The sequence below is a fragment of the Blautia glucerasea genome (genome assembly GCF_020537505.1).
Classification (GTDB): Bacteria; Bacillota; Clostridia; order Lachnospirales; family Lachnospiraceae; genus Blautia_A.
This window is the reverse complement of sequence record NZ_JAJBMO010000014.1, coordinates 26,498-46,576: the sequence shown is the minus strand read 5'-3', so window position 1 is coordinate 46,576 and position 20,079 is coordinate 26,498. Positions and strand designations below refer to the sequence as shown.

General features: G+C 42.6%; 34 protein-coding genes. All 34 read right to left on the bottom strand.

Annotation, left to right across the window (positions count from 1 at the left end; all coding sequences use genetic code 11):
- Positions 1-61: 61 nt before the first annotated feature.
- The 34 genes from LIQ05_RS11985 to rplC all read right to left on the bottom strand — a co-directional run bounded on the left by LIQ05_RS11985 (position 62) and on the right by rplC (position 20,026).
- Positions 62-706, bottom strand: coding sequence for a WYL domain-containing protein (locus LIQ05_RS11985; RefSeq protein WP_226820879.1), 645 nt, complete (start codon positions 704-706; stop codon positions 62-64).
- Positions 707-810: 104 nt separating this feature from the next.
- Entirely contained in the window at positions 811-1,536 is a 726-nt protein-coding gene (locus LIQ05_RS11980; RefSeq protein ID WP_226820877.1) for a type 1 glutamine amidotransferase, read from the bottom strand.
- The gene (locus tag LIQ05_RS11975) at positions 1,533-2,870 is read right to left on the bottom strand and encodes a Mur ligase family protein (protein ID WP_226820875.1); all 1,338 of its coding nucleotides are present in this window, start codon (positions 2,868-2,870) and stop codon (positions 1,533-1,535) included. Before LIQ05_RS11975 ends, LIQ05_RS11980 begins: the two co-directional genes overlap by 4 nt.
- Before the next feature lie 125 nt (positions 2,871-2,995).
- Positions 2,996-3,850 carry a phosphatidylinositol-specific phospholipase C/glycerophosphodiester phosphodiesterase family protein gene (locus LIQ05_RS11970; RefSeq protein WP_226820873.1) on the bottom strand — a complete coding sequence of 285 codons (855 nt, stop codon included), beginning with the start codon at positions 3,848-3,850 and terminating at the stop codon, positions 2,996-2,998.
- Between the two features lie 83 nt (positions 3,851-3,933).
- A complete protein-coding gene (locus LIQ05_RS11965) occupies positions 3,934-4,470 on the bottom strand; it encodes a bL17 family ribosomal protein (protein WP_118581175.1) in 537 nt (178 codons plus the stop codon).
- Between the two features lie 110 nt (positions 4,471-4,580).
- Complete coding sequence (locus LIQ05_RS11960) at positions 4,581-5,540, bottom strand: DNA-directed RNA polymerase subunit alpha (protein WP_118581178.1); 960 nt, start codon at positions 5,538-5,540, stop codon at positions 4,581-4,583.
- A 54-nt stretch (positions 5,541-5,594) separates the two neighbouring features.
- A complete protein-coding gene (gene rpsD, locus LIQ05_RS11955; protein ID WP_118581181.1) occupies positions 5,595-6,188 on the bottom strand; it encodes a 30S ribosomal protein S4 in 594 nt (197 codons plus the stop codon).
- Between the two features lie 22 nt (positions 6,189-6,210).
- On the bottom strand, positions 6,211-6,606 hold the full coding sequence (gene rpsK, locus LIQ05_RS11950) for a 30S ribosomal protein S11 (protein WP_117852570.1): 396 nt from the start codon (positions 6,604-6,606) through the stop codon (positions 6,211-6,213).
- Between the two features lie 58 nt (positions 6,607-6,664).
- Positions 6,665-7,033, bottom strand: a complete 369-nt coding sequence (gene rpsM / locus LIQ05_RS11945) for a 30S ribosomal protein S13 (protein ID WP_117852568.1) — start codon at positions 7,031-7,033, stop codon at positions 6,665-6,667.
- Positions 7,034-7,332: 299 nt separating this feature from the next.
- Positions 7,333-7,446, bottom strand: coding sequence for a 50S ribosomal protein L36 (gene rpmJ / locus LIQ05_RS11940; RefSeq protein ID WP_003022746.1), 114 nt, complete (start codon positions 7,444-7,446; stop codon positions 7,333-7,335).
- Between the two features lie 284 nt (positions 7,447-7,730).
- Complete coding sequence (gene infA, locus LIQ05_RS11935) at positions 7,731-7,949, bottom strand: translation initiation factor IF-1 (protein ID WP_117852566.1); 219 nt, start codon at positions 7,947-7,949, stop codon at positions 7,731-7,733.
- Between the two features lie 71 nt (positions 7,950-8,020).
- The gene (gene map, locus LIQ05_RS11930) at positions 8,021-8,779 is read right to left on the bottom strand and encodes a type I methionyl aminopeptidase (protein WP_226820871.1); all 759 of its coding nucleotides are present in this window, start codon (positions 8,777-8,779) and stop codon (positions 8,021-8,023) included.
- A gap of 18 nt (positions 8,780-8,797) precedes the next feature.
- Complete coding sequence (locus tag LIQ05_RS11925; RefSeq protein ID WP_226820869.1) at positions 8,798-9,442, bottom strand: adenylate kinase; 645 nt, start codon at positions 9,440-9,442, stop codon at positions 8,798-8,800.
- Positions 9,443-9,512: 70 nt separating this feature from the next.
- On the bottom strand, positions 9,513-10,829 hold the full coding sequence (gene secY / locus LIQ05_RS11920; RefSeq protein WP_226820867.1) for a preprotein translocase subunit SecY: 1,317 nt from the start codon (positions 10,827-10,829) through the stop codon (positions 9,513-9,515).
- Positions 10,830-10,842: 13 nt separating this feature from the next.
- On the bottom strand, positions 10,843-11,283 hold the full coding sequence (gene rplO / locus LIQ05_RS11915) for a 50S ribosomal protein L15 (protein ID WP_118581190.1): 441 nt from the start codon (positions 11,281-11,283) through the stop codon (positions 10,843-10,845).
- A 21-nt stretch (positions 11,284-11,304) separates the two neighbouring features.
- Entirely contained in the window at positions 11,305-11,487 is a 183-nt protein-coding gene (rpmD, locus tag LIQ05_RS11910; protein ID WP_117852555.1) for a 50S ribosomal protein L30, read from the bottom strand.
- Positions 11,488-11,501: 14 nt separating this feature from the next.
- Positions 11,502-12,011, bottom strand: a complete 510-nt coding sequence (rpsE, locus tag LIQ05_RS11905; protein ID WP_117852552.1) for a 30S ribosomal protein S5 — start codon at positions 12,009-12,011, stop codon at positions 11,502-11,504.
- 18 nt (positions 12,012-12,029) lie between these two features.
- On the bottom strand, positions 12,030-12,398 hold the full coding sequence (gene rplR / locus LIQ05_RS11900) for a 50S ribosomal protein L18 (RefSeq protein WP_226820865.1): 369 nt from the start codon (positions 12,396-12,398) through the stop codon (positions 12,030-12,032).
- 17 nt (positions 12,399-12,415) lie between these two features.
- Positions 12,416-12,955: a 50S ribosomal protein L6 gene (gene rplF, locus LIQ05_RS11895; protein WP_178732035.1), complete on the bottom strand. Its 540-nt coding sequence runs from the start codon at positions 12,953-12,955 to the stop codon at positions 12,416-12,418.
- A 95-nt stretch (positions 12,956-13,050) separates the two neighbouring features.
- Positions 13,051-13,452: a 30S ribosomal protein S8 gene (gene rpsH / locus LIQ05_RS11890; protein WP_117852545.1), complete on the bottom strand. Its 402-nt coding sequence runs from the start codon at positions 13,450-13,452 to the stop codon at positions 13,051-13,053.
- Between the two features lie 200 nt (positions 13,453-13,652).
- The gene (locus LIQ05_RS11885; RefSeq protein WP_117852543.1) at positions 13,653-13,838 is read right to left on the bottom strand and encodes a type Z 30S ribosomal protein S14; all 186 of its coding nucleotides are present in this window, start codon (positions 13,836-13,838) and stop codon (positions 13,653-13,655) included.
- A gap of 74 nt (positions 13,839-13,912) precedes the next feature.
- Positions 13,913-14,452 carry a 50S ribosomal protein L5 gene (gene rplE, locus LIQ05_RS11880; protein ID WP_226820863.1) on the bottom strand — a complete coding sequence of 180 codons (540 nt, stop codon included), beginning with the start codon at positions 14,450-14,452 and terminating at the stop codon, positions 13,913-13,915.
- A gap of 22 nt (positions 14,453-14,474) precedes the next feature.
- Complete coding sequence (gene rplX / locus LIQ05_RS11875; protein WP_118581205.1) at positions 14,475-14,786, bottom strand: 50S ribosomal protein L24; 312 nt, start codon at positions 14,784-14,786, stop codon at positions 14,475-14,477.
- A gap of 11 nt (positions 14,787-14,797) precedes the next feature.
- On the bottom strand, positions 14,798-15,166 hold the full coding sequence (rplN, locus tag LIQ05_RS11870; protein ID WP_022067326.1) for a 50S ribosomal protein L14: 369 nt from the start codon (positions 15,164-15,166) through the stop codon (positions 14,798-14,800).
- 14 nt (positions 15,167-15,180) lie between these two features.
- A complete protein-coding gene (gene rpsQ / locus LIQ05_RS11865) occupies positions 15,181-15,438 on the bottom strand; it encodes a 30S ribosomal protein S17 (protein WP_117852536.1) in 258 nt (85 codons plus the stop codon).
- A gap of 18 nt (positions 15,439-15,456) precedes the next feature.
- Positions 15,457-15,666 carry a 50S ribosomal protein L29 gene (gene rpmC, locus LIQ05_RS11860; protein ID WP_118581208.1) on the bottom strand — a complete coding sequence of 70 codons (210 nt, stop codon included), beginning with the start codon at positions 15,664-15,666 and terminating at the stop codon, positions 15,457-15,459.
- Positions 15,656-16,093, bottom strand: coding sequence for a 50S ribosomal protein L16 (gene rplP, locus LIQ05_RS11855; protein WP_117852531.1), 438 nt, complete (start codon positions 16,091-16,093; stop codon positions 15,656-15,658). The genes rpmC and rplP overlap by 11 nt, the downstream gene beginning before the upstream one ends.
- Entirely contained in the window at positions 16,093-16,749 is a 657-nt protein-coding gene (gene rpsC / locus LIQ05_RS11850; protein ID WP_117852529.1) for a 30S ribosomal protein S3, read from the bottom strand. The genes rplP and rpsC overlap by 1 nt, the downstream gene beginning before the upstream one ends.
- Positions 16,750-16,760: 11 nt before the next feature.
- Complete coding sequence (gene rplV, locus LIQ05_RS11845) at positions 16,761-17,150, bottom strand: 50S ribosomal protein L22 (protein ID WP_117852663.1); 390 nt, start codon at positions 17,148-17,150, stop codon at positions 16,761-16,763.
- Between the two features lie 97 nt (positions 17,151-17,247).
- Entirely contained in the window at positions 17,248-17,529 is a 282-nt protein-coding gene (rpsS, locus tag LIQ05_RS11840; protein WP_015526921.1) for a 30S ribosomal protein S19, read from the bottom strand.
- 15 nt (positions 17,530-17,544) lie between these two features.
- Positions 17,545-18,390 carry a 50S ribosomal protein L2 gene (gene rplB, locus LIQ05_RS11835; RefSeq protein WP_226820861.1) on the bottom strand — a complete coding sequence of 282 codons (846 nt, stop codon included), beginning with the start codon at positions 18,388-18,390 and terminating at the stop codon, positions 17,545-17,547.
- 62 nt (positions 18,391-18,452) lie between these two features.
- Positions 18,453-18,752, bottom strand: a complete 300-nt coding sequence (rplW, locus tag LIQ05_RS11830) for a 50S ribosomal protein L23 (RefSeq protein ID WP_226820859.1) — start codon at positions 18,750-18,752, stop codon at positions 18,453-18,455.
- Positions 18,752-19,372 (bottom strand): 50S ribosomal protein L4, encoded by a 621-nt coding sequence (gene rplD, locus LIQ05_RS11825; RefSeq protein ID WP_226820857.1) that lies wholly within the window; start codon positions 19,370-19,372, stop codon positions 18,752-18,754. Before rplD ends, rplW begins: the two co-directional genes overlap by 1 nt.
- A 21-nt stretch (positions 19,373-19,393) precedes the next feature.
- Positions 19,394-20,026: a 50S ribosomal protein L3 gene (rplC, locus tag LIQ05_RS11820; protein ID WP_117852520.1), complete on the bottom strand. Its 633-nt coding sequence runs from the start codon at positions 20,024-20,026 to the stop codon at positions 19,394-19,396.
- Between the last annotated feature and the right edge of the window lie 53 nt (positions 20,027-20,079).

Genomic DNA, 20,079 nt, shown 5'->3' with positions numbered 1-20,079 from the left:
AAATCCCTTTCTATGTAACTTCATATTATTCTCTATTTTCAAGCTTTTTCAAAAAGCATTCTTACTTATATTCTTTCAGGATTCCCTTTAGGTAATCACGGTAAGCCTGAACTGACTTCTTAGGCTTCATGAGGATTACATCTTTCCCCATGCCTGTAAGCCATCCGTAAAACTCAGGAGTCTCATCCACCTGTACTGCAGCAACGAAAGTATCCTCTTCTTTCTCCTTGTACTGGGCATAATTTCCAAGTGCTGCCATGACTTCTTTCTTTTTCTTGTTTCTGCAAAGAAGTCTCACTGGTTTATCATCCTCAGAATCTGACGGTGGAAGCAGCCAGGAATTTTTTGCTTTTTTATGAGCCTCGCTGGAAAATACACTCCCCTCAGTCTCTGCTCCAACACTATTTGGAGCAGAGTTTTGCGGATTTGCACCATTCTTTTCGGTAATAGCTGCACTTACGCTTTCAGAGGCAGCCTCTCCGGTAACATAATATCCGGTATACTTTCCTCTTTTAAACTTAATGTCCATGCCAAAGCTTCTCAGCACTTCCATATCGTCATAAATACTTTTTCGCTCAGCACTGACTCCGTTTTCCTGAAGTTTTCCGATAATTTCCTGCATAGTGCACGGATGTGTTTCACTGGTCTCTCTCAGTATTTTTTCAAGATAAAGGATTTTCCCTTTTTGATTGATTCCTTTTGCCATATCGTTCCCCTTATTTTTATCTGTACATATCCCAGAGCGTGTTTGAAAAAGGCTTTCTGCAAGGCAGGAATAATTTTTCAAACAGGCTATGGAGCTTGTTTGTATCAGTTCTCTTTTACAAAACGATGATATACGTAATCATTTGCAGCCTTCTCTTCTGTATCATCCAGCGGCTCAAGCCGGACTTCCTTTCCATATTTCTGCTCAAGGGCATGTGCGATCAGCCAGTCTGCCAGCTGCGGGTTCTTAGGAAGAAGCGGACCGTGAAGGTACGTTCCGATCACATTCTTGTAAACCACACCCTCATAGCCTGTTTTTCCATCATTTCCAGAGCCATAGAGTACTTTTCCCAGAGGCTTGCAGTTATTAATGCAGGTTCTTCCTCCATGGTTCTCAAATCCAACCACAGGCATATCAAAAAGGTCACTTTTCAGCACAATATTGCTGATCAGACGTCCCTCTCCCTGTTCGGTGTAAAGGTCTACCAGGTCAAGCCCTGTAATGGTTCCCTGATCTGTCTTATAATATTTTCCAAGAAGCTGGTAACCACCGCAGATAGCGATAACTACGCCTCCATCTTCCACATATTTCTTAAAATCCGGCTGAATTTCCTTCAGCTTCTCACAAACCAGCATCTGCTCCCTGTCGGAACCACCGCCCAGGAGCACAATATCCAATCTGGAAAAATCAATCTTGTCCCCCAGTTCAAAAGCAATGGTCTCTGCCTCAATTCCACGCCACTGACAGCGTCTCATAAGGCACTGGATATTTCCTCTGTCTCCATACAGGTTCAGGAGATCAGGATATAAATGTCCGATTGTCAGTTTCATTCCTTTTCTCCCTCCATTTTCTTAAGAATATTATGAGTGCTGAATAATGCAGTGTAGTTAACCAGAACGTAGAGATTGCCTACGCCGTCTTCAATCCTTTTTCGGATCGCTGTTTCTACATTTTCCTCAAGCATAACCGGAATGTCCACATATTTCATTCGAAGGCGCATATCCTGGCAACGGATACCGCTGACTGTAATGGAATGAACACTCGCATCGCCCAGAAGGTCAAAATCCACATCCCAGAGCCAGGAAATATCTGTTCCATCCTGTGCATTGTCGTTGATGGTGATAATAATATCTTTCTGTGTTTTATCCTGCATAACTGCGGAAATATTCTGATTGAAACCGGCAGGATTCTTTGCAAGGTTCAGCATAACACCAGTGCCTTTAATGCGGAACTGTTCCATACGGCCATTTTCCGGATTGAATTTCTGAAGCATATTCTGGAAATGCTCTCCGGAAAATCCAGCTGTACGGAGCCCGGCATAGGCAGCAAGAATATTGTATACATTATAGAAGCCTTTGTAATTGGCTGTAAGGTGCTTATCCTCCACCTGAAAGGACAGCTGGTCACCAACCTTTACATCATGGGCATCATATTTGATTTCCGGTCTTGCAAAGCCACAGGATGGGCACTTGTAATCTCCCAGCTGACTATAGTGGTAAAAACTGTATTCCAGCCTGGCACCACACTTTTTACAAAAACGGCCTTCCCGTATCTCGTTTGCCGCGCTCTTCTGGACAGGCTTACTGATTCCATATGTGATGTACGGATTGCCGCTGTCCATAGCAAGATACGCCGAAAGCGCATCATCTGCATTTACGATTACCTGCATTTTCGGTACTGTGCGGATCATCTCTTCCAGAATGTTCATGGTAATATCAATTTCACCGTAGCGGTCCAGCTGGTCGCGGAACAAATTGGTCAGAAGCATGTAGTCCGGCTTCAAACCTGGAAATACATGGCGGGTAGAAGCCTCGTCTACTTCAATGCAGGCGTAATCTGCGTCCAGCCTGCCTGTAGGTCCGGCAGCCAGCACAAAGGCTGCTACAACACCGTTTAACATGTTAGAACCGGTGTGATTGCAGACTACTTTCTGCCCTTCTTTTTCAAGGGCGGCACAGAGCATGTTGTTGGTGGTTGTCTTACCGTTGGTTCCACAGGTTACAAATATTTTCTTCCGTACCTGAGAAGAAAGATCTTCCAGGATGTCAGGATTGATCTTTAATGCGATCTTGCCCGCCCAGGTCACTCCCTGGCGTCCCATTTTCCTGCAGATAAAGCCTGCAGATTTCGCTGCAAAAACAGCAGCCATTGTTCTGATTTTCATGTGTATTTAATCCTTTTTCACTACTATTCACAGGGTAAAGCCCAAAAAGCAATTATGAATGAGCCAATGAATGGCAGTCCTTTTCAAGTATTATTTTCGTATGTTATATAATTAGACAGTGCAGCTTAATTCAGGTTATCTGCGATCAGTACATCTGTACAGACACCTTGCGCCCCATTCGCCAAATATCTTCTGGCTTCCTCTTTGTCATTTATGGTATAAATATATACCAAAATGTCCCGTTCGTCAAAAATTTTCTGCACTTCTTCGGACCAGTAGTCACGATAAATGGTTACAGCCATAATTTTATTGGTTTGACAGAATTCTGCAATATCATTCAATTCTTCTGTGGTATATTCCTGCCACAAAGAATAAATATATGCAGGAAATCTATACAAAAGTGCTGTTCCAGGATACATGGCTGAATTATATATTTCCGGGATGATCTGTCTAAGCGTATGCTCGATGCCAGCTTTTATAGAGATTTCCCTATACTGTGCATAATCCTCAAGAGTACGCTGGTAATTGCGGACAGAATATTGTTTGGAATCTATCATTACAAATGCATCCGGATATTCATCCAGCAGTTTCAGAAGGTCTTCAAAGGTCATAGGTGTGTATTTCCCATATATAGGCGTATTTAAAAATTCTTCTGAGGATAGAACTTTTCGTTCTTTTCCTTCCCATTGTCCTAGAGATTCTTTCCAGTTATGGCGGCACACCCAAACTCCATCACTGGTCTGCGTCAGATCCACCTCAAACAGACGGCATCCTTTATCATAATAATTGATAAAGCTTTCTCTGGAATTTAAGTATGTGAGACCGTCAATCCCACCCAGAGCATGCGTTATAATATTATAATTTTCCCAGTCAAATTCCGGTGTATTCACTGGAATTTCTTTTTTCGCTTCGTACCGGGCGGAGCCTGTCAAAAGCCAGGCTAACAAACAAATTTCTATTAATAAAAGTAACTTTCTCACATTGGTATCCCTAAATTAAGAAAAAAGAGATATCTACGAAACGTAAATATCTCTTTTCTTATGATCAGTAATTCTGTTTCGGATTAAACCAGCTCGATGAGCACTTCCATAGCGCCATCACCTTTACGCTGTCCAATCTTAACGATTCTGGTGTATCCACCGTTACGGTTAGCGTATTTTGGTGCGATTTCCTCGAACATCTTCTTAACCATATCTACATCTTTGGTGTTTTTCTTCTTGCCAGCGCCCTTAGCCGGAACTTCTTTAACCGGGTAGAACACTTTCATCATCTGACGACGAGCGTGAAGTCTGGATGGAGCATCTTTTGTGATCTGCTTCTCAACTTCATCGTAAACAGTTTTCTTCTTACCGTCTACAACTTCTTTCACTCTCTTGCCTTCAGCGTCTTTTCTTGCAACTTTAGCTGTTACAGTAACAGTCTCAAAGTTGTCTTTCTCGCGAACAGCCATAGCTACAAGGCCTTCAGCAATCTTGCGGATCTCTTTAGCTTTAGCTTCTGTTGTAACAATTTTTCCATTGTATAACAGATTTGTAACCTGGTTTCTTAACAGAGCTTTTCTCTGGTCAGCTGTTCTGCTTAATTTTCTATATTTTGCCATTTAATTTTCCTCCATCTGTGGGACAGCAGTCCACGCTTGTTCGGTCTTACTGGGCTGCTGCTTAGCAAATCCCCACTGTAATAATCTTACGCCATACCTTTATGGTTATCTTACTCTTCTGTTGGCTGAAGCTGTAAGCCCAGCTCTTTCAACTTGGCAAGTACTTCCTCTAAAGACTTACGTCCAAGATTACGTACTTTCATCATGTCGTCAGAAGTCTTATTGCAAAGCTCCTCAACAGTATTGATGCCAGCTCTCTTCAGACAGTTGTAAGAACGAACTGAAAGCTCAAGCTCATCAATGCTCATTTCAAGAACTTTCTCTTTCTCATTGTCTTCTTTCTCGATCATAACCTCAGCGGTCTTTGCATTCTCAGAAAGGTCAATGAAAAGGCTTAAATGCTCGCTTAATACCTTTGCTGCAAGGCTTACTGCCTCATCAGGATCCAGCGTGCCATTTGTGTATACATCAAGTGTCAGCTTATCAAAGTCTGTTACCTGACCTACACGTGTATTCTGCACAACCATATTGACTCTCTCAACCGGGCTGTAGATTGCATCAACTGCAATTACACCGATTGGCATGTCATCTGATTTGCCCTTATCCGCGCTCACATAACCACGGCCTTTTGTAATGGTAAGTTCCATTGCAAGTCTGCAGTCCTTACCACCGTTTAAGGTAGCGATTACCTGATCTGGATTCATAATCTCGATATCCTGGTCAGCCTGAATATCAGCAGCTGTTACAACGCCTTTGCCCTCGCACTCAATGTATGCGGTCTTTGGCTCATTGTCAGCACTGTTATTCTTGATTGCAAGACTCTTAAGATTCATGATGATCTCAGTCACGTCTTCTTTTACTCCAGGAATAGAGCTGAATTCATGAAGAACACCATCGATCTTAACCTGGCTTACTGCAGCTCCCGGCAGGGAGGACAGCATAATTCTTCTAAGAGAATTGCCAAGTGTAGTACCGTAACCTCTTTCAAGAGGCTCTACAACGAATCTTCCAAATTTCTTATCTTCAGATATCTCGGTAATTTCGATTTTTGGTTTATTAAAATCAAACACTATATATTTCCCTCCTTCTGGGTTGTATGCAATTGAGGGTATTATCAGGGCTTATTATTTGGAGTACAACTCGACGATAAGCATCTCATTTACAGGAACGTCGATTTCTTCTCTTGTAGGAAGCTCTTTTACAACGCCCTTAAGGTTCTCCTGATCAGCCTCAAGCCAGTTCGGAACAAGTCTTCCGCCTGTTACTTCCAGGATTCCTTTGTATCTCTCAGAACCTTTGCATTTCTCTTTGATCTCGATGCTGTCGCCAGCTTTTACAAGATAAGAAGGAATATTAACGCATTTTCCGTTTACAAGAACGTGCTTGTGATCAACGATCTGACGAGCTTCTTTTCTTGTTCTTGCAAATCCCATGCGGAAAAGAACGTTGTCAAGTCTTGTCTCAAGCATGATCATCAGGTTCTCACCTGTCTGACCTTTCATTCTATCTGCTTTCTTATAATAGTTACGGAAAGGTTTCTCCAGAACGCCATAAATGAATTTAGCTTTCTGTTTTTCTTTTAACTGAAGACCGTACTCAGATACTTTACGGTTTGCACGTTTTAACTGTCTTGTGGATTTTTTGTCAATTCCTAAATAAATTGGATCCATTCCAAGGGATCTACATCTTTTCAGGACCGGTGTTCTATCTACTGCCATCTTGGCTTACCTCCTAATTCAATTAGACTCTTCTACGTTTTGGTGGACGGCATCCGTTGTGCGGAACCGGAGTTACGTCACGGATACTTGTTACTTCAAGACCGCATGCCTGAAGGGCACGGATAGCAGCCTCACGACCTGATCCTGGTCCTTTAACCATAACGTCTACTGTTTTTAATCCATGAATTAAAGCAGCCTTTGTTGCAGTCTCAGCTGCCATCTGTGCTGCATAAGGGGTAGATTTCCTTGAACCTCTAAATCCCAGACCGCCGGCACTTGCCCATGAAAGAGCGTTTCCTTCGTTGTCAGTCAGAGTAACAATTGTGTTGTTAAAAGAAGACTGGATATGTGCCTGTCCGTGTTCAACGTTTTTCTTGACACGACGTTTTGTTGTCGCTTTTTTAGTTGTTTTTGCCATTTTAAAACTAACCTACGCTTTCCTTAATCAAATTATAATTTATAGTTAGGATAATGAATTATTTCTTTTTATTTGCTACTGTTCTCTTCGGACCCTTGCGTGTTCTGGCATTGGTCTTGGTCTTCTGGCCACGAACCGGAAGTCCTTTACGATGACGGATTCCTCTGTAGCATCCGATTTCCTGCAGTCTCTTAATGTTCAGGGCGATTTCTCTACGAAGATCACCTTCTACCATCATTGTCTCATCAATGACAGCCTGAAGTCTCTTAACTTCATCATCAGTCAGGTCTCTGACACGTGTGTCAGGATTTACATTTGCCTGAGCAAGGATTTTGTCTGCACTTGGTCTTCCGATACCATAAATATAGGTAAGACCGATTTCGATTCTTTTCTCTCTTGGTAAGTCTACACCAGCTATACGAGCCATGTACTGTTTCCTCCATTTTCTTTACTGAAAGTTCTGCGTCTTCGTACATCACTTGTATCAGATACAAGGTGAAATGGGATGCATCCATACGCATTCTTTCTTAATTCTTAGTTCCTAATTGGGGTGCCTCGGTATAACACCCAGCTGCTTTTGGCGATTCGCAGCCTTTCCGAAATTTGCGGCCAACGGGCCAACGTTGCCTCCGGTATTAGGCAATACATGCTTAGTTCATTATATGTCAGATGATACAACCCAGCCGGGTGTTTCACCTGCAGCCGCATTCACAAACAAGGGATTAATCAACCCTGACGCTGTTTGTGTTTTGGATTCTCACAGATAATTCTGATAGAACCTTTTCTTTTAATGACCTTGCATTTCTCGCAGATCGGTTTTACAGATGATCTTACTTTCACTGGAAATCCTCCTTCCGTAAAATATAGCATTAAAATCTGCAGTTTAGGGCGCAGTTATACACACGTACAAGCGCGTCCGCATTGTATTGTAGCATTATGGTCTACAAAAAGCAAGCAGTTTTTTAAATTTTTTTTACATTTTTGTATTTTTTTAACGGACCCATTTATTTTAACAGCCCTGTATAATAGAAAAAACTCCTGCACCGGTAAATCTAAATTCCCAGCTGCAGGAGTCCTGTTTCATTTATTCGAATTCAGTTTATTAACTTATTAACGAATAACGATTATTTATCTCTCCAGATGATTCTTCCTTTGGAAAGATCATATGGGGAAAGCTCCATTGTTACTTTATCTCCTGGGAGAATACGGATAAAATTCATGCGCAGCTTGCCGCTGATGTGGGCAAGTACAACATGCTTGTTCTCAAGTTCCACTTTAAACATTGCGTTTGGCAGCTTCTCTAAAACAGTGCCTTCTACTTCAAGTACATCTACTTTTGACATTTTATACCTCCTGTATCGCCTTAATGGTCCTATTCTATGTCAGGTGCAGCGCTTTGCCCCCTGACTTTCTTTTAAAACTTTGTGAGTGTCAGAATCTCCGGTTCGCCATCTGTAATCAGTATGGTGTTCTCATAATGTGCGGAAAGGGAACCATCCATGGTCACCACTGTCCATTCGTCATCCAGCCAGCATACATCTGCCCTGCCCATGTTGATCATAGGCTCAATGGCAAGTGTCATGCCTGGAAGTAATTTCACTCCCCTGCGTTTCTGTGGGAAGTTGGGAATCTGCGGATCCTCGTGAAGATGGGTACCAATCCCATGTCCAACCAGATCTCGTACAATACCATAACGGTATTTTGCCGCATACGCTCCGATTGCTTTGGAAATATCATTGAGATGATTTCCAGCTTTCGCGAATTTTATTCCTTCAAAGAAGCACTGCCTGGTTACATCCATAAGCTGTCTGGCTTCTTTGGAAACTTCTCCCACTGCATAAGTACGGGCCGCATCAGAATGATATCCTTTGTAGATCAGACCTGCGTCAATCTTTACCAGATCACCATCCTGGATAATTTTGTCCTCCGAAGGAATTCCGTGGACCACTTCATCATTCAGGCTGATGCAGAAGGAGCCAGGAAAGCCTCCATAATTTAGAAAGTTTGGAATGCAGCCCATGGAACGGATCATATCCTCACCGATACGGTCAATCTCCTTTGTGCTCATTCCTGGTTTGATATAAGGGATCAGTCCGTCATGGACCTTTTCCAGAAGATGTCCGGACTCCCTCATAAGTTCAATTTCGTATTCTGTTTTTATTGAAACTGACATTACTTCTTATCCTCTATTCTATTCGCCAAGGATCTTCACAATATCACCAAATACTTCTTCTAAGTTCTTGGTGCCATCTACAGTTTTCAGTACACCCTGACCTGTATAGTAGTCGATAAGCGGCTGAGTCTGCTCATGATATACGTTCAGACGTTTCTGTACAGTTTCCGGCTTGTCATCGTCACGAAGTACAAGCTCCTCACCACATGTATCGCAAACGCCCTCTGTCTTCGGAGCTGCAAATACAACGTGATAAGTTGCACCACATTTTACGCATGCACGTCTTCCGCCCATACGGTTCACGATATTCTCATCCGGAACATCAACATCAATAGCATAATCAATCTTGCTTCCCAGCTTGCTTAAAGCATCGGTAAGGCATTCTGCCTGTGGGATTGTTCTTGGGAAACCATCCAGTACATAGCCGTTCTTGGCATCCGGCTGCTGGATTCTGTCCACAACAAGGTCACAGGTAAGTTCATCCGGTACAAGCAGTCCCTGATCCATATAAGTTTTTGCTTTCTTTCCAAGCTCTGTTCCATTCTTAATGTTTGCACGGAAAATGTCACCTGTGGAAATGTGCGGAATACCGTATTTTTCAGCGATCTTCTTTGCCTGGGTTCCTTTACCTGCGCCTGGTGCACCTAACATGATAATTCTCATAAAAAGCCCCTCCATTTTCTCATACTACGAATTAAGGCTGTGACGCATAAGCACCACAACCTTTATTCTTTTAGTTGTTCAGGAAGCCTTTGTAATTGCGGACAAGCATCTGTGATTCAATCTGTTTCACAGTCTCCAGAATAACTCCAACAATAATGATGATGGAGGTACCACCGAAGGATACGTTTGCTCCGAATACTCCATTAAAGAAGAACGGAATAACCGCAACAATAATCAGGCCTACTGCACCTATAAATATAATATAATTTAAGATTTTAGTCAAATAGTCTGACGTTGGTTTTCCTGGACGGATACCAGGAATGAAACCACCCTGCTTTTTGATATTGTCTGCAACTTCCAGCGGGTTGAATGTGATGGAAGTGTAGAAATATGCGAAGAATACGCAAAGTACAATATACAGAAGCAGTCCCCAGCTATACTGTAGCTGACTTGGATTACACCAGTTATTGGATGATAATCCTCGAATAATCTCACTGCCGATGCCGGTTCCATTTGCCTTTCCTGCAAGCTGTGCGATTACGCCCGGGAAGGACATAATTGAGGAAGCAAAGATAACCGGAATAACACCAGCGGTATTAACTTTCAGCGGTATATTGGTAGTCTGACCACCCATCAGTTTTCTGCCAACCATTTTTCTGGAATACTGAACAGGAATTCTTCTCTCTGCACCGTTGAGGATCAGTACGAATACCACCATGACAACGATGATCGCAAGAATGATAACTCCTGCAAGCAATCCTTTTGCAATTGTTTTTCCTTTGATGAAGTTCTCATAAAGAAGGGATAAATCACTTGGGACACGGGAAACGATGTTAACGGTCAGGACAATGGAAATACCATTTCCAACACCCTTCTCCGTAATACGCTCACCAATCCACATCAGCATGGCAGAACCAGCTGTAAGACAAGCAACTACAGTAACACCCTTAAAGAAGTTCATGTTCGGGATCAGACCCTGGCGACCAAAACCGATTGCCATTGCCACAGACTCAAACAACGCAAGACCAACAGTTACATAACGGGTAATGGCAGTAATTTTCTTTCTGCCCTCTTCTCCATCTCTCTGCATCTCTTCCAGTGCCGGGATGGCAATTGTAAGAAGCTGCATGATAATGGAGGATGTAATGTATGGTGTGATGTTCAATGCAAAGATTGACATCTGGGTAAATGAGCCACCGGTGAATGCATCAAAGAAATTGAATGCGTCACCAGTGTTTTTAGCAAACCACTCTTTAAAGAAATCGCTGTTGACTCCCGGAACGGGAAGCTGTGATCCAATACGGATGACTAAGATCATCCATAAAACATAGAGGAGTTTACGTCTCATCTCTTTTACTCTGAAAACGTTTTTGAGAGTTTCAAACATTTGATCACCTCTATTAGATCAGCTCTACTGTACCACCTGCTGCTTCGATTTTAGACTTTGCAGTCTCACTTACAGCGTTAACCTTAACTGTAAGTTTCTTGGTAAGCTCGCCGTTTCCAAGGATTTTAACGCCGTCTCCAGCTTTGGAAATTGCACTGCTTGCAAGTAAGCTCTCAACTGTAACCTCTGCCCCATCCTCAAAACGGTTCAGAACGTCAACGTTGATTGCAATGATCTCTTTAGAGTTTCTGTTTGTGAATCCTCTCTTAGGCAGACGTCTGTATAAAGGCATCTGTCCACCTTCAAATCCCGGTTTCTTGTGTCCGGAACGTGCTAACTGTCCTTTATGGCCTTTACCGGCTGTTTTGCCGTTTCCTGAACCATGTCCACGGCCTCTTCTAAAATTATCGCTGTGCTTAGAACCCTCAGCTGGTCTTAAGTTTGATAATTCCATTATGGCACCTCCTTTTTGTAATTATGCTTCTTCTACTTTTACCAGGTGCTGTACCTGCTGAATCATTCCTCTTGTTGCCGCATTGTCTGGCATCTCAACTGTTTTGTGCATTTTGGTAAGACCCATTGCCTTAACAGTAAGTTTGTGCTTCGGAACTGCGCCAATCGGAGATTTTACTAAAGTAACTTTTAATGTATTTGCCATTTTAATATTCCTCCTTAAGCCAGAATCTCATCAACAGATTTTCCACGAAGTTTTGCAACTTCTTCCGGAGTTTTTAACTGTCTTAAGCCTTCGATGGTTGCAAGAACAACATTCTGCTTATTTCTGGATCCCATACATTTTGTACGGATGTTTTTGATACCAGCTAACTCGATAACGGCACGAGCCGGGCCGCCGGCAATAACTCCAGTACCTTCTGGAGCTCTCTTAAGAAGCATGGAAGCGCTTCCGTAAGAACCTACGAAGTCATGTGTAATGGAACCATTCTCATCTCTTGCTACGGTTACTAATTTCTTAATAGCGTCCTCTTTTCCTTTGCGGATAGCTTCCGGAATTTCGGCTGCCTTTCCAAGTCCTGCACCAACGTGTCCATTGCCGTCACCTACAACAACTAAAGCTGTGAAACGGAAGTTACGACCACCTTTAACAACCTTGGTAACACGCTTGATTGATACTACTTTATCTTCTAACTCTAACTGACTAGCATCAATAAGATTACGTTTCATGTGTTTCGCTCCTCCTTATTAGAATTTCAGTCCAGCTTCTCTTGCTGCGTCTGCCAGTGCTTTTACTTTACCGTGGTAAATGTATCCACCTCTGTCAAAAACAACTTCCTCGATGCCGGCTTCCACTGCCTTCTTACCGATTACAGTGCCAAGATATGCTGCTGCTGCAACATCGTCGGTGTTCTCAAGCTGTGCTTTTACTTCTTTCTGAAGAGTAGAAGCAGATACTAAAGTCTTTCCAACGGTGTCATCGATAATCTGTGCATACATGTGTTTATTGGAACGAAATACTGCAAGACGCGGAGTTGTTGCAGTGCCATTTAAATGATGACGTAATCTTCTATGCTTTTTCTCGCGAATTTCCGCTCTAGATGCTTTATTAACCATTTTCTCACTCTCCTTAATTATTTCTTACCAGTCTTACCAACTTTGCGTCTGATAACCTCAGTATCATACTTGATACCTTTGCCCTTGTATGGCTCAGGTCTTCTCTTATCTCTGATCTCAGCTGCAAACTGTCCAACTTTTTCCTTGCTGATACCGGAAACGATAATCTTGTTACCGTCTACTTTGGTCTCAATACCTTCCGGATCTTCCATTTCTACCGGGTGAGAATATCCAAGGTTTAAAGTAAGCTTCTTGCCCTGCTTAGCGGCTCTGTAACCAACACCGTTAACTTCAAGAGTCTTGGTGTATCCTTCGCTTACACCAACAACCATGTTGTGGATAAGGCTTCTTGTTAAGCCGTGAAGGGATTTCATTTTCTTTAAGTCGTTTGGTCTTGCAACAACTACATGACCATCTTCAACTTTGATTTCCATCTCTGTTGGAAGCGCTCTCTCAAGTGTTCCTTTTGGTCCTTTTACGGTTACTACGTTTCCTTCTGCAACAGTTACTTCTACTCCTGCCGGAATAGCAACCGGAAGTCTACCGATACGTGACATACTATGTGTCCTCCTTACTTAGATTATCGGAGAGGTTTTCGCAACCTCTCTGTTTTCAGTGTTTCGTCTACTTCTTGAATGTATGGAGCAGAAGCTTACCATACAAATGCAAGAACCTCGCCGCCTACCTGAAGTTTACGGGCTTCTTTGTCGGTGATAACACCTTTATTAGTGGAAAGGATTGCGATTCCAAGTCCTCCAAGAACCTTCGGAAGTTCGTCCTTACCAGCATAAACACGAAGACCTGGTTTAGAGATTCTCTTTAAACCTGTGATGATCTTCTCGTTTTTGTCTTCGCCATATTTCAGTGTGATATGGATGTTTTTAGCAACACCATCTTCAACTAAATCGTATTTTGCAATGTATCCCTCATCAACAAGGATGTTTGCGATTGCAATTTTCATCTTAGATGCCGGAACATCTACTGTGTCATGTTTTGCAGTGTTTGCGTTACGGATTCTTGTAAGCATATCTGCGATTGGATCGCTCATTGTCATGTTAGTTTCCTCCTCATATTCAGACTTTACATGTCATAGTGTATTTATATAAATTTACGTGTTACCTGTGTAACATCATCCCGTGGCGAAACTCGTACTGCGTCTCACGGCTTGCACTCGTTAAGGTTCGGGATGGGATTCGCACTAAATTTGTGCTGTGCCTTATGGCTTGCATTCATTAAGTTGCTTTCAGTCTCAACTTACCAGGAAGCCTTTTTAACTCCCGGGATCTGTCCCTTGTAAGCTAACTCACGGAAGCAGATTCTGCAGATTCCGTATTTTCTTAAGTATGCATGTGGACGTCCACAAATTCTGCAACGGCTGTATTCTCTTGTAGAGAATTTAGCTGGACGCTGCTGTTTGATTTTCATTGCTGTCTTAGCCATGAATCGTTCCTCCTATATCAGATCTGCTGACCCCGGCAGGGAAGCCGGTGGCCAACTTTGGAATGTTCCTTTACTTATTTCGCAAAAGGCATGTTGAACAGCTTCAGTAACTCACGAGCTTCCTCATCAGTTTTTGCTGTTGTAACGAAGATAACGTCCATACCTCTTACTTTGTCAACTTTATCGTACTCAACTTCTGGGAAGATAAGCTGCTCTTTGATACCAAGAGCGTAGTTTCCTCTGCCATCAAATGCGTTAGGATTAATACCACGGAAGTCACGTACACGTGGAAGTGCCAGGTTGATCAGACGATCAGCGAACTCATACATCTTCTCGCCTCTTAATGTTACTTTACATCCGATCGGCATTCCCTCTCTGATTTTGAAGTTAGCGACAGATTTTTTAGCTTTTGTTGCAATAGCTTTCTGTCCTGTGATCAGCTCCATATCTGCAATAGCAGCGTCAAGAAGCTTAGCGTTCTCTTTGGCTTCACCAACACCCATGTTAATTACGATCTTGTCGAGTTTTGGCACTTCCATAACGTTTTTATATCCGAATTTTTTGGTCATGGCATCCATGATCTCATTAGTGTAAAGTTCTTTTAATCTACTCACTTATGTCTGCCTCCTCTCTCAATTAATCGATAACCTTACCGGTTGCCTTAGCAACGCGGACTTTTTTGTCACCATCCATCTTAAAGCCAACTCTTGTAGCTTTTCCATCTGCCATAAGCATTACGTTGGAGATGTGAAGCGGAGCCTCTTTTGTGATGATTCCACCATTCTGGTTTGCAGCTGATGGTTTGGTATGTTTTGTAACCATATTAACGTTTTCTACTAATACGGTGTTGTCTTTTACATTAACGGCAAGGACTTTGCCTTCTTTGCCTTTATCTTTACCAGCGATTACTGTAACAGTATCACCTTTTTTAATCTTCATAGCTGACATTAGGCACCCTCCTATAATACTTCCGGAGCTAAGGAAACGATCTTCATGAATTTCTTCTCACGAAGCTCTCTGGCAACTGGTCCAAAGATACGTGTTCCTCTCGGAGTTAAGTCGTCTTTAATGATTACGGCAGCATTTTCATCGAAACGGATATAGGATCCGTCTTTACGACGAGCGCCTTTTTTGGATCTAACTACAACAGCCTTTACTACGTCACCTTTTTTAACAACGCCGCCTGGTGTTGCATCTTTAACAGTAGCAACGATTGTATCGCCGATGTTTGCATATCTTCTTGTAGAGCCACCCATAACACGGATACAAAGGATTTCTTTTGCACCAGTGTTGTCGGCAACTTTCAGTCTTGTTTCCTGCTGAATCATACTGGTTATCCTCCTTATTTAACTCTCTCTACTACTTCAACCAGTCTCCATCTCTTATCCTTGGACAGCGGTCTGGTCTCCATAACCTTAACGGTATCACCGATGTTGCACTCATTGTTTTCGTCATGAGCTTTTAATTTATATGTTCTCTTCACGATTTTCTTGTAAAGAGGATGTTTTACATGGTCTTCAATTGCAACTACGATGGTCTTGTCCATCTTATTGCTGACAACCTTACCCACGCGGGTTTTTCTCAGATTTCTTTCCACGATTATGTCCTCCTAAATTCACTATTTGGAAGCGTTAGCTTTCGCAGTGATCACTGTCTGGATTCTGGCAATATTTCTACGAACCTCTTTGATTCGTCCTGTATTGTCTAATTGATTGGTTGCATTCTGAAATCTCAGATTGAAAAGTTCTTTCTTAGCAGCTACTAATTCTTCGTTTAATTCTGCAGCTGATTTTGCCTGTAAATCTTCTACGAATTTATTAATTTTCACTGTTATCACCGCCTTCTAACTCTGCACGAGAAACTATTTTGCATTTACATGGTAACTTGTGCATTGCAAGACGTAATGCCTCACGAGCGATTTCTTCAGAAACGCCTGCGATCTCAAACATAACACGTCCTGGTTTAACAACTGCTACCCAGTATTCCAGGGCACCTTTTCCGGAACCCATACGAGTTTCTGCTGGTTTTGCTGTTACTGGTTTATCTGGGAAAATCTTGATCCAAACCTTACCACCACGTTTGATATAACGGGTCATGGCAACACGGGCTGCCTCGATCTGATTAGATCTGATCCAGCAAGGCTCGGTAGCAACAAGACCGAATTCACCATAATTGATCTGATTACCTCTAAGGGCTTTTCCTCTCATGGAGCCACGGAATTGTTTACGACGTTTAACTCTTTTTGGCATTAACATTATTTATCGCTCCCTTCCTTAGTTCCTTTAGTTGGAAGAATCTCACCATTGTAGATCCATGCCTTTACACCAACTTTGCCATATGTGGTGTCTGCTTCTGCGAAACCATAATCGATGTCTGCACGAAGTGTCTGAAGCGGAATAGTTCCATCGCTGTAAAACTCTGTACGAGCCATATCAGCTCCACCAAGACGTCCGGATACGGATGTTTTGATTCCCTTTGCTCCAGATTTCATTGTACGCTGCATTGTAGATTTCATAGCACGTCTGAAGGAGATACGGTTCTCCAGCTGAAGAGCGATGTTCTCTGCAACAAGCTGAGCGTCTCTGTCTGGTCTCTTAACTTCTTTAATATCAACGATAAGCTTCTTGTCTGTGTATTTAGCAAGTTCAGCTTTTACTTTCTCGATCTCAGCGCCGCCTTTACCGATTACGATACCAGGTTTAGCTGTGTAAATGATAACTTTTACTCTGTCAGATGCTCTCTCAATCTCGATTTTGGAAACACCTGCGCTGTATAATTTCTTTTTAAGGAATGTTCTGATGTTGTAATCTTCTACCAGATAGTCTGCGAAATCGCTCTCTGCATACCATCTTGAATCCCAATCCTTGATAACACCGACTCTAAGGCCATGTGGGTTAACTTTCTGTCCCATGTCTATCCTCCTTATTTCTCATCCAGCACGATGGTGATATGGCTTGTTCTCTTCTCGATTCTGTAAGCTCTACCCTGTGCTCTTGGCTGGATTCTCTTCATTGTAGGTCCTTTATTTGCATAGCAGGCTGCAACGACGAGATTATCTGCGTTCATTCCGTTATTGTTCTCAGCGTTAGCAATAGCTGATTCCAGTAACTTTTTGATTACGCTGGAAGCGTATCTTGGGTTGTATGTCAGGATACCAAGTGCTGTCTGCACATCTTTGCCACGGATTGCATCTAAAACGTAGCAGGCTTTCTGAACAGAAATTCTTGCATAAGATAATTTTGCAGACGGTCTTGTCTCTCTATTATTCTCATTTCTGGCTCTCTTAATCTGGCTTCTATGTCCTTTTGCCATTTTAAAGTGCCTCCTTTCGTCATATTCAATATTCAGGTAAACAACGCGGTTACCTGTTCCGCTTCAGCGGTTCAGGCAGCCTGGTGAAAAGTTCTAACTAGCGAACACCGGATTTCTTTTCGTCTTTTCCGTGTCCTCTGTAGGTTCTGGTAGCAACAAACTCACCAAGTTTGTGACCAACCATATCCTCAGTAATATATACCGGCACATGTTTTCTTCCGTCATGGACAGCGATTGTATGTCCAACAAAAGACGGGAAGATTGTGGAACGGCGTGACCAAGTTTTGATTACGGATTTATCATTTGCAGCGTTTAATGCATCTACTTTTTTAAGTAAGCTCTGATCTGCAAAAGGTCCTTTTTTCAGTGAACGAGACATTCTTAATCCTCCTTATTATTTGCTTAAAGCTTTTCCATCGCGTCTTCTTACGATGAGCTTGTTGGACGCTTTGTTTTTCTTTCTAGTCTTCAGACCAAGAGCAGGTTTGCCCCAAGGTGTACACGGACCTGGACGTCCAACCGGAGCGCGGCCCTCTCCACCACCATGTGGATGGTCATTCGGGTTCATAACGGAACCGCGAACTGTAGGTCTGATACCCATGTGACGCTTACGACCAGCTTTACCGATGTTGATCAGGTTGTGATCACCGTTTCCGATGATACCAACTGTTGCACGGCAGATGATCGGAACCATTCTCATCTCACCAGATGGGAGACGAAGTGTAGCGTATTTGCCTTCTTTTGCCATAAGCTGAGCGCCATTACCAGCGGAACGAACCATCTGGCCACCCTTTCCTGGGTGAAGCTCAATGTTATGAATCATAGTACCAACCGGGATAAGCTCTAACGGTAAGCAGTTACCTACACGGATTTCAGCTTCCGGTCCGTTCATAACTTTCTGTCCAACTTTAAGTCCTTCTGGAGCAAGAATGTATGCTTTCTCACCATCTGCATAGCAGATAAGAGCGATATTTGCTGTTCTGTTTGGATCATACTCAATAGATTTAACTACTGCAGGAATTCCATCTTTTCTTCTCTTGAAGTCGATGATTCTATATTTTCTACGGCTTCCGCCTCCCTGATGTCTTACAGTGATCTTACCCTGGTTGTTACGTCCAGCGTTTTTCTTTAAAGACACGGTAAGGGATTTCTCTGGAGTTACTTTGGTGATCTCAGAGAAGTCGGAACCAGTCATATGTCTTCTAGACGGGGTATATGGGTTATAACTTTTGATTCCCATTTCTTTTCTCCTTTCAAATTTGTTCTCACGCTTTTGACTGCGTATAAACTGCTATCTGTTAATTAAAGACCCTCGAAGATTTCGATGTCTTTGCTGTCCTCTGTAAGGGCTACGATAGCTTTTTTGGATTTAGCAGTTTTTCCAACTACCATTCCACGGCGTTTTTTCTTACCATCAAGGTTCATGGTATTTACGCTCTTAACTTTTGTTCCATCGAACATTTTCTCAACAGCTTCTTTAATCTGAGTTTTGTTTGCTTCCGGATGAACAAGGAAAGTATATTTCTTCTCACCCATAGCAGCCATGGATTTTTCAGTGATCACTGGTCTTTTGATCACGTCGTAATATTTAATATCTGCCATTATGCGTATACCTCCTCGATGGATGCTACAGCGTCTTTAGTTACTACTACAGTACCGTGGCTCATAACATCATATACATTGATGCCGTTAGCAGCTACAGTCTGTACGTTCTCGATATTTCTTGCAGAAAGGATTACGTTCTTGTCTTCCTGTGCTGTTACGATAAGAGCTTTCTCTGCTTTCAGGTTTGTAAGAACCTTCTGCATTTCTTTTGTCTTAGCTTCAGCGATTGCAAGGCTATCAACAACTACGAATTTATTGTCCTGAACTTTAGAAGTAAGAGCTGATTTAAGAGCTGCTCTTCTTTCTTTCTTGTTCATTTTTACTTCATAATCTCTTGGAGTCGGTGCGAAAATGATTCCGCCGCCTGTCCACTGTGCAGCACGGATGGATCCCTGTCTAGCATGACCGGTTCCTTTCTGTCTCCAAGGTTTTCTTCCGCCACCGCTTACTTCAGAACGAGTTTTCGCTTTCTGAGTACCCTGGCGTTTATTTGCAAGCTGACGAACAACAGCAAGGTGAACAAGATGCTCATTGACTTCAACGCCGAATACTGCATCGTTCAGCTCCATTGTTCCAACTTCATTGCCTTCCATATTATAAACAGTTACGTTTGCCATTTGTGTGCTCCTCCTTTCTTATTATAAGGACTTTACTGTCTCTTTGATTGTAACCAAGGATTTCTTAGGTCCTGGAACAGCACCTTTAACTAACAGTAAGTTATTCTCTGTATCTACGCGTACGATCTCAAGATTCTGAACAGTAACCTGCTCGCTTCCCATATGACCTGGCATGTGTTTTCCTTTGAATACCTTGCTCGGATCGGAACAAGCACCATTGGAACCTGCATGACGATGATATTTGGAACCGTGAGCCATAGGTCCTCTGGACTGTCCATGTCTCTTGATTGCACCCTGGAAGCCTTTACCTTTAGAAACAGCTGTTGCATCGATGTGATCACCAGCTGCGAAGATATCAGCTTTAATTTCCTGTCCTACTTCATATTCAGCAGCGTTCTCGAAACGGAATTCCTTAACAAATCTCTTAACTGCAACGCCTGCTTTTGCAAAGTGGCCTGTTTCCGGTTTGTTCACCAGTTTCTCTCTGATGTCGCCGAAGCCAACCTGAACTGCTGTGTATCCGTCGTTCTCATCTGTTTTAACCTGAGTTACGACACATGGACCAGCCTGTAAAACGGTTACCGGAATTAACATTCCATCTTCGTTGAAGATCTGAGTCATTCCGACTTTGGTAGCTAAAATAGCTTTCTTCATCTTTCTTCCTCCTATAGCGGATTGCCCTTATGGGTAATCATATAATAAATAGC

Excerpts from the sequence above, each read along its gene's own strand:
- LIQ05_RS11985 (WP_226820879.1), bottom strand. The coding sequence starts at position 706 with ATGGCAAAAGGAATCAATCAAAAAGGGAAAATCCTTTATCTTGAAAAA.
- LIQ05_RS11980 (WP_226820877.1), bottom strand. The coding sequence starts at position 1,536 with ATGAAACTGACAATCGGACATTTATATCCTGATCTCCTGAACCTGTAT.
- LIQ05_RS11975 (WP_226820875.1), bottom strand. The coding sequence starts at position 2,870 with ATGAAAATCAGAACAATGGCTGCTGTTTTTGCAGCGAAATCTGCAGGC.
- LIQ05_RS11965 (WP_118581175.1), bottom strand. The coding sequence starts at position 4,470 with ATGGCAAAATATAGAAAATTAAGCAGAACAGCTGACCAGAGAAAAGCT.
- rpsD (WP_118581181.1), bottom strand. The coding sequence starts at position 6,188 with ATGGCAGTAGATAGAACACCGGTCCTGAAAAGATGTAGATCCCTTGGA.
- rpsK (WP_117852570.1), bottom strand. The coding sequence starts at position 6,606 with ATGGCAAAAACAACTAAAAAAGCGACAACAAAACGTCGTGTCAAGAAA.
- rpsM (WP_117852568.1), bottom strand. The coding sequence starts at position 7,033 with ATGGCTCGTATAGCTGGTGTAGACTTACCAAGAGAGAAAAGAATCGAA.
- infA (WP_117852566.1), bottom strand. The coding sequence starts at position 7,949 with ATGTCAAAAGTAGATGTACTTGAAGTAGAAGGCACTGTTTTAGAGAAG.
- map (WP_226820871.1), bottom strand. The coding sequence starts at position 8,779 with ATGTCAGTTTCAATAAAAACAGAATACGAAATTGAACTTATGAGGGAG.
- LIQ05_RS11925 (WP_226820869.1), bottom strand. The coding sequence starts at position 9,442 with ATGAGAATTATCATGTTAGGTGCACCAGGCGCAGGTAAAGGAACCCAG.
- secY (WP_226820867.1), bottom strand. The coding sequence starts at position 10,829 with ATGTTTGAAACTCTCAAAAACGTTTTCAGAGTAAAAGAGATGAGACGT.
- rplO (WP_118581190.1), bottom strand. The coding sequence starts at position 11,283 with ATGGAATTATCAAACTTAAGACCAGCTGAGGGTTCTAAGCACAGCGAT.
- rpmD (WP_117852555.1), bottom strand. The coding sequence starts at position 11,487 with ATGGCAAATACATTAAAAGTTACTTTAGTAAAATCTCCGATTGGCGCA.
- rpsE (WP_117852552.1), bottom strand. The coding sequence starts at position 12,011 with ATGAAACGTAATCTTATTGATGCTAGTCAGTTAGAGTTAGAAGATAAA.
- rplR (WP_226820865.1), bottom strand. The coding sequence starts at position 12,398 with ATGGTTAATAAAGCATCTAGAGCGGAAATTCGCGAGAAAAAGCATAGA.
- rplF (WP_178732035.1), bottom strand. The coding sequence starts at position 12,955 with ATGTCACGTATCGGTAGACTTCCGGTTGCTATTCCGGCAGGAGTAGAA.
- rpsH (WP_117852545.1), bottom strand. The coding sequence starts at position 13,452 with ATGACAATGAGCGATCCAATCGCAGATATGCTTACAAGAATCCGTAAC.
- LIQ05_RS11885 (WP_117852543.1), bottom strand. The coding sequence starts at position 13,838 with ATGGCTAAGACAGCAATGAAAATCAAACAGCAGCGTCCAGCTAAATTC.
- rplX (WP_118581205.1), bottom strand. The coding sequence starts at position 14,786 with ATGTCAGCTATGAAGATTAAAAAAGGTGATACTGTTACAGTAATCGCT.
- rplN (WP_022067326.1), bottom strand. The coding sequence starts at position 15,166 with ATGATTCAGCAGGAAACAAGACTGAAAGTTGCCGACAACACTGGTGCA.
- rplP (WP_117852531.1), bottom strand. The coding sequence starts at position 16,093 with ATGTTAATGCCAAAAAGAGTTAAACGTCGTAAACAATTCCGTGGCTCC.
- rpsC (WP_117852529.1), bottom strand. The coding sequence starts at position 16,749 with ATGGGACAGAAAGTTAACCCACATGGCCTTAGAGTCGGTGTTATCAAG.
- rplV (WP_117852663.1), bottom strand. The coding sequence starts at position 17,150 with ATGGCAAAAGGACATAGAAGCCAGATTAAGAGAGCCAGAAATGAGAAT.
- rpsS (WP_015526921.1), bottom strand. The coding sequence starts at position 17,529 with ATGTCTCGTTCACTGAAAAAAGGACCTTTTGCAGATCAGAGCTTACTT.
- rplB (WP_226820861.1), bottom strand. The coding sequence starts at position 18,390 with ATGGGAATCAAAAGTTATAACCCATATACCCCGTCTAGAAGACATATG.
- rplW (WP_226820859.1), bottom strand. The coding sequence starts at position 18,752 with ATGGCAGATATTAAATATTACGACGTGATCAAAAGACCAGTGATCACT.
- rplD (WP_226820857.1), bottom strand. The coding sequence starts at position 19,372 with ATGGCAAACGTAACTGTTTATAATATGGAAGGCAATGAAGTTGGAACA.
- rplC (WP_117852520.1), bottom strand. The coding sequence starts at position 20,026 with ATGAAGAAAGCTATTTTAGCTACCAAAGTCGGAATGACTCAGATCTTC.